Source organism: Bacteroidales bacterium (genome assembly GCA_031276035.1).
Taxonomy (GTDB): domain Bacteria; phylum Bacteroidota; class Bacteroidia; order Bacteroidales; family BM520; genus RGIG7150.
In genome coordinates this window covers 225,390-240,041 of record JAISNV010000028.1, presented here as the reverse complement: position 1 = coordinate 240,041, position 14,652 = coordinate 225,390, and the positions used below count along the sequence as shown (strand labels likewise).

Below are 14,652 nucleotides of genomic sequence, written 5' to 3'. Positions count from 1 at the left end.
GTGTTAAAATGAAAAAGCCATTGAAATTAATATCTCGATGGCTTTTTCTTTGTAAAAATAAAAAAAATGATTATGAAATAGCAATCTCTTTATTCTTGTTTACTGCTACTTCTTTCTTCGGTAATATTACATGTAATACACCTTTTTCGTATTTTGCTTCAATACTATCCTGATCAATATCATCAGATAAGTTGAAGGATCTTTCAAAAGAACTATAAGAATATTCTTGATGAATATAATTTCTGTCTTTCTTATGTTTCGGTTTTTCCTCTTTCTCCTTTTGTATTTCGGAAGAAATTGTTAAAACATTGTTATCCAAATTTACTTTAAAATCAGCTTTTTCCTTACCGGGTGCAGCTACTTCAATTACATATTCTTTATCATCTTCAGAAATATTTACTGAAGGTACAGGAATTCTTTTTATACGATCAATACCTGTGTTAAAAAAATCGTCAAATACCTTTGTTAAATCTGACGGATCATTGAATTTTACTACTTTCATAATTTTTCTCCTTTATTAATTTTGATTTTGACTTTTTATTTAAATTTTAATTTTGTTTTTTATTGATTAAATCAAAATATATACCATTATTAATATTGTGACAAAATGGCGTAACGACAAAGATTTTGCATGTCGTTTTGTCTGTAAAACTTGAATTGAAATTTGTGATAAATTTTGTTTTATCTCAAAATCAGTAGAAAATATTAATCAGTAATTCATTATAAGATTGGCTTCATTGTGGCATTAATCGTCAAGAAGTTTACTGCTTCTTTCCGGTTGGCGGATAAAATTTTAATAGTGTATCTCGAACGGTTAGTAACCGTACTTATCTTTCCAACGATTTTTCAAAAACTTCCTGTGTTCTTCTTCCCGTGCATTTCTTTGCGGATCGTAGAACTTTTTGCCGCTCAATTTCTTCGGAAGAAATTCCAGATCTATAAAATTGCCGTCGTAAGAATGTGCATATTTGTAGTTCTTAGCGTAGCCGATATCTTTCATCAATTTTGTAGGAGCGTTGCGAAGGTGTAACGGCACGGGTTCAAGGCCATTCTTTCTGATATAATTTTGTGCTTCTTCGATTGCCATATACGAAGCATTGCTTTTTGGGGAACATGCTAAATATATAGCCGTCTGCGAAAGTATTATTCTGGATTCAGGCCAGCCAATCTTTTTTATTGCATCAAAGCATGTGTTTGCCAAGAGCAATGCATTTGGATTCGCATTACCGATGTCTTCGGAAGCTAATATCAACATTCTGCGTGCAATAAACTCAGGCGCTTCACCACCTTCTATCATTCGTGCAAGCCAGTAAACGGCACCATTAGGATCACTTCCTCTCATTGATTTAATAAATGCGGAAATGATATCATAATGCATTTCACCGTTCTTGTCATATAAAGCAAGATTTTGTTGTATGACACCGAGTACAATTTCATCGGTGATAACAATATCTTTATCAGGACTAATGTTTTGGAGTTCATAACTGACAACCAGCTCCAAAGCATTCAACAGTTTTCTTGCGTCGCCACCGGAAACAGTTATCAAAGCTTCATTTTCTTGGATAATAACTTTCCTTTTTAATTTTTCTGCTAAATGATTCGTTGCTTTCTCAATTAAAATCTCAAGATCTGATTTTTCAAGATTCTGTAAGATATAAACCTGGCAACGAGATAGTAGGGGGGGGATAACCTCGAACGACGGGTTTTCTGTTGTAGCGCCGATTAGAGTAATGATTCCTTTTTCTACGGCGCTAAGCAGAGAGTCTTGTTGTGATTTGCTAAAACGATGAATTTCATCAATAAACAAAATCGGATTATATTCCAATTGTGCTTTGTCGATTACATTTCTAACGTCTTTTACACCTGAATGAACGGCGCTTAGAGAATGAAACGGTCGTTTCAAATAATTTGCAATAATTAATGCTAAAGTAGTTTTTCCAACCCCAGGCGGTCCCCAAAGAATTATAGAAGGTAAGAGCCCGGATTCCAGACTTTTACGAAGAACCGCGCCTTCGCCGACAAGATGCTTCTGACCGATGTAATCATCAAGCGAAGTTGGTCGTAATTCTTCTGCCAAAGGGATTGTTTGCATCAAAAATTTTTCTGCAAAATTAATAAAGTTTAGAAACTTTTTGTGAAAAAACCTTGCATTATTAAAAACATTATCTAACTTTGCATTGTTAATCAAAAATTATTTGACATGGCTTATGTAATTACAGATGATTGTATTGCTTGCGGAACTTGTATTGATGAGTGTCCTGTTGAAGCGATTTCAGAAGGGGATATTTATAAAATTGATCCTGACACATGTACTGATTGCGGTTCATGTGCTTCAGTATGTCCAACGGAGGCTATTCACCCTGAGTAAAATCATACTGAAAATAAAAAAGCCCGAACGCAAGTATTTCGCTCGGGCTTTTTTTATAAATTAACCACAATTATTATTAATGAAAAAAAAGTTACTCAAGGATATATTAAAATTTATATTTTTTATAGGAATAGGAATTTTATTAATTTGGCTTTTCGTACGTCAACTTACGCCACAGGAAATACAAGAGATTAAACTTTCATTAAAAAATGTCAAATTTTTCTGGTTGTTTATCGGTTTACTATTCGGAATACTCAGTAATATAGCACGTACTTCAAGATGGATAGTTCTAATGGAACCGCTTGGGTATAAATTGAAATACTATAATGTATTTCTCTCTGTATTGGTAGCTTATTTTGCAAATTTGGCAATTCCGCGATTAGGTGAAATTACCAGATGCGGATTACTTGCAAAGTATGAAAAGATTCCTTTTGAGAAATCTTTCGGAACGGTTATTACCGAACGCGTCTTTGATATGATAATGTTCCTATTACTTTTTGTAATCAATGCTATTTGGCAATTCGATACTTTAAAAGATTATTTGAATAATAGAATATTTGCAAGTTTTAATGAAACTTCTTCAATTTCAGGATTTGCGTTATTAATAATTGTAGGGATTCTGGTTTGTGCGGCAGCAGTATTACTGTTTCTGTTTTTTAAGAAACGTTATCCTGAAAATAAAATAATTGTAAAGATAACATCTTTGTTCAAAGGTTTATGGGATGGAATTATTTCTTTGATACACATGAAGAAACCCTGGCAATTTATTTTTAATACAATATTACTCTGGGTTTGTTATTTTTTTATGACATATTTCATATTTTTCTGTTTACCCGAAACATCACATTTAGGCGCCGACGCAGCATTATCCTCGCTTGTATTTAGTACTATCGGTATTATCTTAGTACAAGGCGGTATCGGAATTTATCCGATGATTGTTGCAGAAGTGCTTGTCATATACGGAATTTCATCGGCAATAGGTTACGCTATGGGGTGGTTGATATGGCTAAACCAAACCGTAATGGTAATTATCGGTGGAATTACTGCACTTATTTTATTACCTCTTATTAATAATAAAAAGAATGAAAGTCGAAGAACCGCAACAGAAAATTGTTAGTATCGACGGATTACAATTGGACTCAGACAAAAAAATCGTGTTTACCAACGGTTGCTTTGATATTTTGCATGCGGGGCATGTGGAATATTTATTTAATGCGGCTAAATTTGGAGATGTTTTAATAGTAGGTTTAAATACAGATAATTCCGTACGAAAACTAAAGGGCGAAAATAGACCGGTTAATAATGAAAACGATAGAGCACTTTTACTTGCTTCTTTATCTTTTGTTGATTTCATAGTAATGTTTGATGAAGAAACACCATTAAAATTAATTAAAAGAATTAGACCGAATGTGCTTGTGAAAGGTGGCGATTATTCCGTTGATAATATCATCGGTGCCAATTTCGTTAAAAAGATGGGCGGTGAAGTTGTTATTCTTCCTTTTAAAGAAGGTTATTCTTCTTCATCAATAATATCTAAAATGTAATTATGGCAAAGACTAAGACTGTTTTTTTGTGTACAAATTGCGGCAACGAAAGTATGAAATGGATGGGAAAATGCCCTGCATGCGGCGAATGGAATACTTTCAGGGAAGAACATATTAAACAAGATAAAAAAGAAGATAGAAAACCACACGGTTTTATTCAAAATTCAACTCCTGTAAAGATTGATGAAATAAGTTATGACGACAATGAGATAAGGATTCATAGCGATGATAACGAATTTAATCGCGTACTCGGTGGAGGAATTGTTAAAGGTTCTATTGTGCTCGTGGGAGGTGAACCCGGAATCGGAAAATCTACTCTTATGCTCCAAATTGCTATAGGTCTGAAAGATTTAAAAGTGCTTTATGTGAGCGGTGAAGAAAGTAAGAGCCAGATTAAAATGCGTTATGACAGAATTAAAAAAAATAATTCCGATAATTTATTTCTTCTGAATGAAACGGATATAGATATTATTTTCGATGAAGTAAAAAAATTAAATCCGGATTTAGTTATTATCGATTCAATACAAACTATTTACAATACATCTTTTGAATCTTCCGCAGGAAGTATAATGCAGATTAGAGAATGTACCGCGGCCTTTCAGCAATATGCAAAATCAAGCCAAGTACCAGTATTTTTGATTGGGCATATTACAAAAGACGGCTCTATTGCCGGTCCGAAAATTTTGGAACATATTGTGGATGCCGTGATTATGTTCGAAGGAGAAAGAAATTACGGATACAGAATATTGAGGACAATAAAAAACAGGTTCGGTTCTGCTTCCGAGTTGGGAATGTATTTTATGCAGCAATCGGGACTAATTCAAGTGAATAATCCTTCGGAAGTTTTACTTTCGAACAATACCGAAAATCTCAGCGGAATAAGTATTGGCGCTACAATGGAGGGAATGCGTCCGATAATTGTTGAGGTTCAGGCTTTGGTTGGTACTTCGGCTTTCGGAGCTCCGCAACGCACAACTACGGGGTTTGATATCAGAAGATTGAATATGCTTTTAGCCGTTTTGGAAAAAAGATGTAATTTTAAACTTTCGTCGAAAGATGTATTTCTAAATATTGCCGGCGGTATTAGAATTGATGATCCGGCGATAGATTTGGCTGTTGTGAGCGCTGTATTATCATCTACTGTTGATATGCCTCTAAATCATGATTATTGTTTTGCCGGAGAGATAGGCTTGGCAGGCGAAGTTCGACCGGTAACTCATATCGAAAAGAGAATTTCCGAAGCTGAAAAGATAGGATTTAAAAAGATGATAATTTCAGGTTACGGAATAAAAAAACTGGATATTAGAGGAGCAAATATAGAAATCATCGGATTGAACAGGATAGATGAAGTTTTCAGATATTTGTTCGGATAATCTTAGGTTTAAAATTTCGTATCTTTTTATACACATTGATTTTATATTGCAATCAAAATTTGTGTAGATAAAATAACAAAACTTTCCTAACTTATTTATATACTTGTAAATAAAATACCGAATAACAAATTTTTGTTATTACCTATTGAAACTATATCTTAGCCATCTTTACTAATTATAATCTTTAATTCTTAATTGCTTTTTGCAGATTTTCTATTTACTAATGCAACGAAAGTCAAATAAATTAAGCAAGCAAGCGGAATTAAGAATGCAAGTTTAGAATCGTAATTGGCAACTAATCCTGTCAATAGCGGAACAAAAGCGGCACCAACGATTGCGGTTGTCATTAATCCTGATATTTCATTACTTTTCTCAGGATACCTTTCAATACACATTGAGAAGATAAGCGGAAAAATATTGGCAAATCCTATACCAATTAGTATAAAGCTTATCCATGTGCTGATATTATTATTTGGAATGAAGAGCATGAGGTTTCCGAGAATTGATATGGCTATTGTCATATATAAAAATGTCTTCGGTTTTACATATCTTAGGATAATTCCTCCTAAAAGCCTGCCAACAAATAAAGCGACGATAAACACTATATTACCTGATGAAGCGATTTCGGGAGAATTTGCAAATATTGAAGGAATTCTGTTAAACATGGATGCTTCGGCACCACAATAGAAGAATATTCCGAGGAACATAACTAAAATGTATGGATTTCCTAAAGTTTTAATACATTTACCTAAAGTGGTAGGTTTCTCTATATCTTGTTTTGTGGCATTAGGAACAAATATTATTACAAGTATTAATGTTAACAATAATACACATGCAAATATTGGAAATAGAATGCGGAAACCGATATTAATTAACTCGCCGTTTTCTCCATTTAGAGTAAACCATCCGTATTTCATTAATGATGTTCCTGCAATTACAATGATAAGAGATGTAGAAAGTGTGCCGATTGCCTTGATTGCCTGAGCAAATGATAAGTTGCTGGAATATTTTCCGGGTGATGAAACATCTCTCATCAGCGGATTTCCCGATACTTGCAAAATAGTTGCGCCGGCGCCCATCAGTAATACGGCTAATAAAATTGTCGGAAAGGTAAATGCAATTATCGGAAGTATTGCTCCCAACAAGAAAAATAGTAATCCGATTATCAGCATTTTCTTTTTACCAATCTTCGATTGTTGGACGCCCATAGGCACTGATAAAACACCAAACATTATCATTCCAGAGAATGAAACCAATGATGCCGTAAAAGGCGTAACATTAAAAGCTTTTTCAATAATGGAAACTAATTGTCCGGCTGCATCGCCGAAACCCATTGCTAGGAAAACCAAAAAGACTGCAAATACTGATAAAGAATTTTTCATAATTAACTTAATTTTATTATAATTTCTGCAAATATAACTTTTTAATTTAGAAATTTAATAAATAAGAATTAAGAAATTAATTAAATGGGAACACAAAAACGACAGACTTTGTATTCTTGAACTTTTCAGAACATTTTCAAAATAAAATGGCTCGCAATTTTATAAACTACCCAAATCATTACGAAGAATGCCAGCAATACTAATGATAATTTTATAATTCTTTTTTTCGAATTAGGTATTGCCTTGTCTGTGGTTTTTGTGAAGAAATCAATGTTAATATTTGTTTTATTGATAGTTAATGAAATATTTCTTCCCAGTATTAAAGGATTGTTGTTGGGAATATGTCCAGCCGGAAAGTTAAAACAAACAGGATAATTATATTCTCCCACAATATCATGTATAATTTCCTCTGCGGTTTTTCCGAAAGGAATTGAATTATCATTCATTTTTGCAATATCTCCCACAATCAATCCGTTTAATTCGGATAATTTTCCGGCACGTTTCAGTGCCGTCATAATTCTATCAATATGATAAAAATATTCGTCTAAATCTTCAATAAATAAAATCTTGTTTCTAAAATCAATATCACAATTACTGCCTAATAATGAGTAGAGGATAGATAAATTTCCTCCGATTAATTCGCCGGTACATTCACCATCAATATTTAAACTGTTTGCTTTATTAAGTTGAATATTATATTGTAATGCTTCTCCGAAAAGAGTGTTTTTAATCTTGATTAATGTTTCGGGCGGTGCATCGCTTAAAGTTGTCAGAACAGGAGCGTGAAGGCTTTCTATGCCGAGTGTATTAAGTTTGGAGTGAAAAACGGTTATGTCGCTGAATCCAATAATCCATTTTGGAGATGAAAGTAAAGGAGAAAAATCTATTTGATCAATAATACGGACACTGCCGTAGCCTCCGCGGGCGCAGAAAATAGCTTTGATTTCAGGATTGTTGATTGCTTCTTGAAAGTCATCGGCGCGTTGCATATCAGTTCCGGCAAATTGGTCGTAGGACTCAAAGAGATTCTTAGAAAAAATTACTTTTAGCCCCCATGATTGTAAGATTTCAATACTTTGGGATATCTCGCTCAAAGCAATCTTTCGTGCCGGTGCTACAATTGCAACGGAATCACCGGATTTCAAATATGGAGGACAAATCATAACTTGGTTTATTGATTCTGAATTTTAGATTCTGAGTTTTCGGCCTCATGTTTCGGATCACTGTTTTCTGATTTTGGATAATCGTTCGAGTTTCCATCCATCATATTCCCGTATCCTTCGCTAATATTCTTTTTACCTTTTCCATTTTTCATTCTGAAAAAAAAGTTCACATCATCCTGAATCTTATTCATACATTCATAATCATCGAACCAAATCTTTCTTTGAGTAACATTTTTAAATGATTTTGTTTTCTGATGTATGTTCTTGATTAATTTTGTGTTGTTTCCGAGATTCTCTTTTTCTAAGCCGAGTAAATACTCACAACATCTTTCTCCAATCTTGGAAAGAAATCCCAGTAAATTGTGCCCTCGAATAAATAAATAAACATTATCGGGATTAACGCCTAACTGAGCATAATGTTCCTTATAGGGTTCAATGTCAACATCAGGATATTCCCGCTTCAGTTTATTCATTTTGGAATTAACTTTATCTTTCAACCTTCTTATAAGTCCGGATCCATTATTACTTACCTGATTTGCAGGAACCTTTCCCTTTATTGTGATAATGTTATTAAAAGGCATGACACATAATTCTGAGCTGCCGATTTTTGAAAAATACATATGCCAAATAAATATTTCATAAATGATATTCGAATATTCCTTTAAAAATTTTCTGAAATCAAAAAAATCATTAACAAGAGGCGAAAAGTACTTTTGTATATTAAGTCCGGTGGCAATAATACAACCGAAATTTAATTTAGGAGCATAACAATAATGATTCTCAATGGAATATGTATATGTTTGAAAGATATAATTTTTGATATTTATATCCGCTTCTTCTCTGAGGTACCTTTCGTCACTATCAATACAGATAAAAAATTTATCAGATAAATACGGTTTATAATTCAAGCAATGCATTGAACCGCTGGCATAACTCTCATCATTTCCCTTTTCATTATAAGCTTTTGAATAAGCCATAAATTCAAACTTTCCTTTAGGATAAAACTGTTTAAAGATCTTTTTCCAGAAATGAATATCCGAAGTGCCCTCAACATGTACTGCCGCAGTTAACTTTTTAATAACTGCCGTTCCTGCATAATTTGCAGCTGCAAATTTGTAAAATTCCTCTCTTGATGATTCCATTTATTCAACTTCAGTAAAATAATCCTCGATATGAACAACTCTTGATCCCCAGCCGTTACTAAAAATGTTGGGAGAGTGTGTTACAATAAATAACTGACAATTGGGATTTAATTTTTTGATAATGTCTATTAGATATGATTGCCATCCGACATATAGAGATAATTCGGGCTCGTCAAGAAATAGAATATAAGGTTTTTCGCGCGTTAAAAAAACCTTGTAGAGAAACACTAACATTTGTTTTTCGCCCAGAGATAATTTTTCAAACTTAATAATGTTCTGTTTTGAATCTCTGAATTGTATAGTTGAATCCGATGTAAGATCCAATGTTTTCTTTGTTTTTATAAATAATTGATTTATAATAGATGCGAAATATTCGAATCGTTTATTTTGATGTTCGATGTCTTCTAATTCTTTGTAAAGCTTTAATTTGTTGACGATGTAATCATAAGAATTTTCGTCTCGGTTTAATGTTTCAATAAGAAAAGGTTGTTTGAGATTATTATTTTTATCGGAACGAATTTCTTCATCTCCAATTTTTATTGAAATATAATCGAAAGGAAAAGACGACATATCGCAGTTCGGATTGCTGAGTAAAGTGTACATGGCTTTTAATGTGGTGCTTTTTCCGGAACCGTTAATTCCAACTATAACATTTACATCTTCAAAAACATCAGTCCAGTTGATGTTTATTCTTCCCCAGAGATTTTTTATCTCTACCGATTTAACCTTTCTATCCATTTTTATTTTTTTAGTGTGATGTTTATAATTTTGCGAGAATGGTTTTCATTGCCCTGACGTTTTGTTCCATTTCAACTTCAACTTCCATATCAATAGGCAGATGAATGTCGACACGCGAACCGAATTTGATAATTCCGAGCTCGTCGCCCTGCTTAACTTTATCGCCGACTTTAACTTGATTTATAACTCTGCGGGCAACGAGACCGGCTATTTGAGTCAACATAATTTCCCTTCCGTCTTCAAGCCTAATTACTGTGCAACATCTTTCATTCAGATGCGAAGATTTCGGATTATAAGCAGGATAATTTTCTCCGTCTTTGTGATCTTTAAAAACTACTGTTCCTGAAGCAGGAATCCAGTTAACATGTACATTGAAAACCGACATAAAGATTGATACTTGCATACATTCTTTCTTGAAATAGGTATTTTCAAAAACTCTTTCACAAACAACTATCTTACCGTCGGCGGGAATCATTATTGCGTCTTTGTTAATATGTTTGTGTCTGTTAGGATGCCTGTAGAAGAATATCAATAACAATATTCCAATAATAATTACACAGAAGATTATTATTTCAATAGTATTGGGTCCGCTGAGAATAAACAGCGATAGAATAGCCAGTATTATTGCGATAAATGTACCGTAAAATATTGCTTTTCGACCTTCTTTGTGAATTTTCATTTTTGTAAATATTTTTAATATAAGTATAATTTTATTTGTTTTGTTTTGAATTTTGATTTCATCATATAGAGTCGGGTGTCTTGTAAATCAAGGAGAATCATCAAATTTCTTATTTTATTCGAAATAGCAATCTTATTTATCTGCTATTCTAATCACTAAATATTAAAGGTTAACAATAGCAACGCTGTAAACGGTACGGCAAGAATAAAAGAATCAAATCGGTCGAATGCACCGCCGTGGCCGGGCATCATACAACCGGAATCTTTTAAATCGGCTTTGCGTTTCAACATTGATTCGGTCAAGTCACCAAACGTTCCGAGAATATAAATTATTATTCCGAAAAGTATCCAAAAGAAATAAGATTGAACAGGGACAATAACACGGAATATTATCATGGCAAGAATAACAGCGCATAGTCCGCCTATAAATCCTTCCCAGGTTTTAGCAGGGGAAATTTTAGGCGCCATCTTATGTTTGCCGATAATCGAACCTAAAATATATGCAAAAGAATCTCCGATCCAGATAGTTGCTATAAATATAAATGGAAGTAAAAAACTATTCCCGTTGAAAAGTCGCTCCGAAAAATCGAAAAAAGACATAAACATTATAAACGGAACAACTGTGTAGAAAAACATTGAAACTTTATTAACGAAAGGAGAAAACTGTAAATTTCTTTGGGAAATAATCATGAAGAAAGCAATTAAAAACAAGATTGTTAATGCTCCCCACTGCCTCATTGAAATGGGATCACTGCCGTAAACTCCTATGAAATAAAAAATTACACCAAGAAGTGCATATAAAACCAATCCGAAAATATTTTTAAAAGTTGAAAAGTTTTTATATTCACAAAGAATTATGGTCATAAAAATGCCGAACAAAAAGAAAGTTACGGTTTTACCGAAGTAAAAAGCTGTTAATACTGCTGCTGCAAAGATTATTGCGGAAAGAGTACGAATAATAAAATTTTTCACTTTTTCTTATTAAAGTTTTGCTTTGTCAACAATTTCTTTTGCTTTTTCGAAGTCTTTCTCCTCAACGTAAAGCTCAATATCACCGAAAGTTTGGTAAGTTGAGTCATGTTTGTTGATAACATTACCTTTAATATTGTCTTCCTCCAATAAGGCGAGTATAATATTCATTTGATACTCTTTATTGGTTGTGTAAACTAATTTCATTGTTTCATCCATGATTATTAATTTTTTCGTTGGTTAAAAATAAAAAAATATTTTTAGGACCCTGTCCTCCGACAACAAATTTATTTTCAATTGCATTTGTTTTGCTCGGACCGGTAATTACAGAGATATAAGGCGGAAAAGAGTTGATAAATTTATCTTTAAGAAATTGCATCGCATCTTTTATTTCACCTACAATTTGATTTACATCTGCAATAATAACGATATTACTGCTTGAACTTAAAAGTTTGAGATCATTATTTGATGATGCCGAAACAACGACGCTGCCGTGGCGAGCTACAAGAGATTCGCATAAAACTAATCCCGTTTCGAAGGAATCATGTTTTTCAATATCGGATTTATATAATAATCCTGCACGTTCCAAATAAGCCTTAATAATATTCTTATTGCAAAAAATGTTTCCCCAATTATAGTTTTTGGATGCTAATGAAAGTTTTCCGCACAAATCATTAGTGTCTTCACAGAATATAAATATTCCGCCGTTATCCACGAAGTTTTCCGCAAAAGCCAAAGGTACGGTTCCTATTTCAATAGGAGCAAAATAATCGCCGTCAACATCCGCTCTTAATTGGGGGTCAAAGCTACCCTTATCTTCAAGAGCGGTAATAATTGCCCGCATTACCTTTTCTTTTGCGATACTATCTTCCATACTATTCTTCGTTTTCCTTAGGCTCTTCTTCTATTTTACCTTTTTCTTCAACTTTTTCAAAATCTTTAGCTAAAGGAATATCTTTAGAACCGCCTTTTCTTTCTCCGAAAATTTCCCTTAAGTCGTCGCTAAAAACCACTTCACGGGTAAGAAGTAATTGTCCCAGATAAATAATTTTATCTTTATTTTCGTTGATGATTTTTTTCGCACGTTCATAAGCTTCACTTATCAATTCACTTACTTCATCATCAATTAATTCAGCGGTTTTTTCACTGTAAGGTTTGTTGAAAGAATATTCCGATTGTCCTGTAGAATCGAAATAGCTGATATTGCCGATTTTTTTGCTTAATCCGTAGTAAGAGATCATGGCATAAGCCATTTTTGTTGCACGCTCAAGGTCGTTCAGTGCGCCGGTTGAAACATAACCAATGTTGATTTCTTCGGAAGCACGACCTGAAAGTAAGGTTGTAAGTTCATCGAACATTTGATCATAAGAAGTTACGCTTCTTTCGTCGGGAAGGTACCATGCCGCGCCGAGGGCTTTGCCGCGAGGAACAATAGTAACTTTAACGAGCGGGCTGGCATGTTCGAGCAACCAGCTTACAGACGCGTGGCCTGCTTCGTGAAAAGCTATTATTTTCTTTTCTTCTGCCGAAATTAATTTATTGCGTTTCTCAAGTCCGCCGATAATTCTGTCTATCGCGTCAAGGAAATCTTGTTTGTCGATGATTTTCTTGTTCTTACGTGCGCATATTAATGCGGCTTCATTACAAACATTTGCGATATCCGCTCCGGAGAAACCGGGAGTTTGCTTTGCAAGAAAGTCAACTTTAACGGAATCATTGATTTTTAAAGGACGCATGTGAACTTGGAATATTTCTTCGCGCTCCTTCAAATCGGGTAGTTCCACACTTATTTGTCTGTCGAATCTTCCGGCACGAAGCAAAGCTCTGTCTAAGATATCGGCTCTGTTTGTTGCCGCAAGGATGATAACGCCGTTATTTCCGCTGAAACCGTCCATTTCCGTAAGAAGTTGGTTCAAAGTATTTTCTCTTTCGTCGTTAGCGCCTGTGGCAATATTTTTACCGCGCGCCCTGCCGATAGCATCAATTTCGTCAATAAAAACAATGCAGGGAGCTTTGTCTTTTGCTTGTTTGAAAAGGTCTCTTACACGGGAAGCGCCTACACCTACGAACATTTCAACAAAATCGGAACCGGAAAGTGAAAAGAAAGGAACTTTAGCTTCGCCGGCAACAGCTTTTGCGAGCAGAGTTTTTCCTGTTCCCGGAGGACCAACCAAAAGAACTCCTTTAGGTATTTTTCCTCCTAAATCCGTATATTTCTTCGGATGTTTCAGAAAATCTACGACTTCCATAATTTCCACTTTTGCCTCTTCAAGTCCGGCAACATCTTTAAAAGTTATTGATACTGAGGTATCCTTATCAAATAGTCGTGCCTGCGATTTCCCGATATTGAAAATTTGTCCGCCTCCCATTCCGCCTCCGGAGTTTTTACCGACTCCGCGGAACATAAAGTAAAAGAATACGAGTAATAAAACAACAGGTAGAAACATCAGAAAAATATCGCCACCCAAGCTTTTTCGCCTTTCGCTATCGTAATAAACAACATCTTCCGCCGGCAAATTAGCCTGTGCTTCTCTAATATCCTCACCAAATTGATCAACACTACTAATCTGAAATGTAAACATCGGATAGTCATAGTATTTTTTTATGGCGTTTTTGTTATTTTTCAAACTTTCGTCTTGAATATAATTTTCAATTTTATCTTGTTTGATATAAATTTCAACAAAGTCTTTATTCACGAGAACAAGTCGTGAAATATCACCTTTTGCCAGCATTTCGCTAAGATCGCGCCAATTAGTTTCCTTTGTTTCTCCTTTGTAGAAAAACAAACTATAGCCTAAAAATATAACAGCAATAATCAAATAGATCCAATAAATATTGAATCTTTTCTTTTTTGGAGTTATATTTTTACCTTGATTTGATTGTTTCCTTTCGGGTTCTTTATTATTTTCCATAAATTATTTTACTAATTCATCACTAAATTCTTCAATGTGAGCATCAGCCCATAAATCTTCAATATTATAAAATTTCCTTGTGCTTTCAAGAAAGATATGTACAACAACATTAGAATAATCTAAAAGCAACCATTCGGATTTTTCAATACCTTCCACATGCCATGGTTTTTCCTTCACGGCTTTTCTAACTTCCTCTATTATAGCATCACGAATAGAGTTGATTTGAACTAATGAATTTCCACTACAAATAACAAAACAGTCGCAAACTCTATTAGGTATATCTCTCAAATCCATTCTAATAACATTTTCAGCCTTTTTTGAAAGCATTGCCTCAATAATTATTTCCGACAATAATATCGCATCGTTTTTTTCTTTTGACATAT

At 34.0% G+C, this 14,652-nt stretch carries 16 protein-coding genes; 4 read left to right on the top strand and 12 right to left on the bottom strand.

The genetic code is table 11. The features are described from left to right. Window positions 1–70: 70 nt before the first annotated feature. Both LBP67_07615 and LBP67_07610 read right to left on the bottom strand, forming a co-directional pair. Window positions 71–502, bottom strand: a complete 432-nt coding sequence (locus tag LBP67_07615) for an Hsp20/alpha crystallin family protein (protein MDR2084845.1) — start codon at window positions 500–502, stop codon at window positions 71–73. 312 nt (window positions 503–814) lie between these two features. Next, on the bottom strand, window positions 815–2,092 hold the full coding sequence (locus tag LBP67_07610; protein MDR2084844.1) for a replication-associated recombination protein A: 1,278 nt from the start codon (window positions 2,090–2,092) through the stop codon (window positions 815–817). Between the two features lie 108 nt (window positions 2,093–2,200). On the opposite strand from LBP67_07610, the gene LBP67_07605 reads away from it, so the two are divergent. The 4 genes from LBP67_07605 (at window position 2,201) to radA (ending at window position 5,285) form a co-directional block, all read left to right on the top strand. After that, on the top strand, window positions 2,201–2,368 hold the full coding sequence (locus LBP67_07605) for a 4Fe-4S binding protein (protein MDR2084843.1): 168 nt from the start codon (window positions 2,201–2,203) through the stop codon (window positions 2,366–2,368). A gap of 79 nt (window positions 2,369–2,447) precedes the next feature. Then, window positions 2,448–3,485 (top strand): flippase-like domain-containing protein, encoded by a 1,038-nt coding sequence (locus LBP67_07600; protein ID MDR2084842.1) that lies wholly within the window; start codon window positions 2,448–2,450, stop codon window positions 3,483–3,485. Then, window positions 3,451–3,912, top strand: coding sequence for a D-glycero-beta-D-manno-heptose 1-phosphate adenylyltransferase (gene rfaE2, locus LBP67_07595; protein ID MDR2084841.1), 462 nt, complete (start codon window positions 3,451–3,453; stop codon window positions 3,910–3,912). Before LBP67_07600 ends, rfaE2 begins: the two co-directional genes overlap by 35 nt. Before the next feature lie 2 nt (window positions 3,913–3,914). Continuing rightward, on the top strand, window positions 3,915–5,285 hold the full coding sequence (gene radA / locus LBP67_07590; protein ID MDR2084840.1) for a DNA repair protein RadA: 1,371 nt from the start codon (window positions 3,915–3,917) through the stop codon (window positions 5,283–5,285). A 191-nt stretch (window positions 5,286–5,476) separates the two neighbouring features. On the opposite strand, the gene LBP67_07585 is transcribed toward radA, so the two are convergent. From LBP67_07585 to rsfS, 10 genes are all read right to left on the bottom strand, one after another. Next, window positions 5,477–6,667: an MFS transporter gene (locus tag LBP67_07585; protein ID MDR2084839.1), complete on the bottom strand. Its 1,191-nt coding sequence runs from the start codon at window positions 6,665–6,667 to the stop codon at window positions 5,477–5,479. Window positions 6,668–6,792: 125 nt separating this feature from the next. After that, entirely contained in the window at window positions 6,793–7,830 is a 1,038-nt protein-coding gene (locus tag LBP67_07580) for an LD-carboxypeptidase (GenBank protein MDR2084838.1), read from the bottom strand. Between the two features lie 8 nt (window positions 7,831–7,838). Then, window positions 7,839–8,972, bottom strand: coding sequence for a DUF4435 domain-containing protein (locus LBP67_07575; GenBank protein MDR2084837.1), 1,134 nt, complete (start codon window positions 8,970–8,972; stop codon window positions 7,839–7,841). After that, window positions 8,973–9,710, bottom strand: a complete 738-nt coding sequence (locus LBP67_07570) for an AAA family ATPase (GenBank protein ID MDR2084836.1) — start codon at window positions 9,708–9,710, stop codon at window positions 8,973–8,975. A 22-nt stretch (window positions 9,711–9,732) separates the two neighbouring features. Continuing rightward, window positions 9,733–10,389, bottom strand: a complete 657-nt coding sequence (locus LBP67_07565; protein ID MDR2084835.1) for a phosphatidylserine decarboxylase family protein — start codon at window positions 10,387–10,389, stop codon at window positions 9,733–9,735. A 155-nt stretch (window positions 10,390–10,544) separates the two neighbouring features. After that, entirely contained in the window at window positions 10,545–11,360 is an 816-nt protein-coding gene (locus tag LBP67_07560) for a phosphatidate cytidylyltransferase (protein MDR2084834.1), read from the bottom strand. 9 nt (window positions 11,361–11,369) lie between these two features. After that, window positions 11,370–11,576, bottom strand: a complete 207-nt coding sequence (locus LBP67_07555) for a DUF2007 domain-containing protein (GenBank protein MDR2084833.1) — start codon at window positions 11,574–11,576, stop codon at window positions 11,370–11,372. Beyond that, a complete protein-coding gene (locus LBP67_07550; protein MDR2084832.1) occupies window positions 11,569–12,231 on the bottom strand; it encodes a lactate utilization protein in 663 nt (220 codons plus the stop codon). Before LBP67_07550 ends, LBP67_07555 begins: the two co-directional genes overlap by 8 nt. A gap of 1 nt (window position 12,232) precedes the next feature. Further along, window positions 12,233–14,269 (bottom strand): ATP-dependent zinc metalloprotease FtsH, encoded by a 2,037-nt coding sequence (ftsH, locus tag LBP67_07545; GenBank protein MDR2084831.1) that lies wholly within the window; start codon window positions 14,267–14,269, stop codon window positions 12,233–12,235. Between the two features lie 3 nt (window positions 14,270–14,272). Beyond that, complete coding sequence (gene rsfS / locus LBP67_07540; protein ID MDR2084830.1) at window positions 14,273–14,650, bottom strand: ribosome silencing factor; 378 nt, start codon at window positions 14,648–14,650, stop codon at window positions 14,273–14,275. Window positions 14,651–14,652 lie beyond the last annotated feature (2 nt).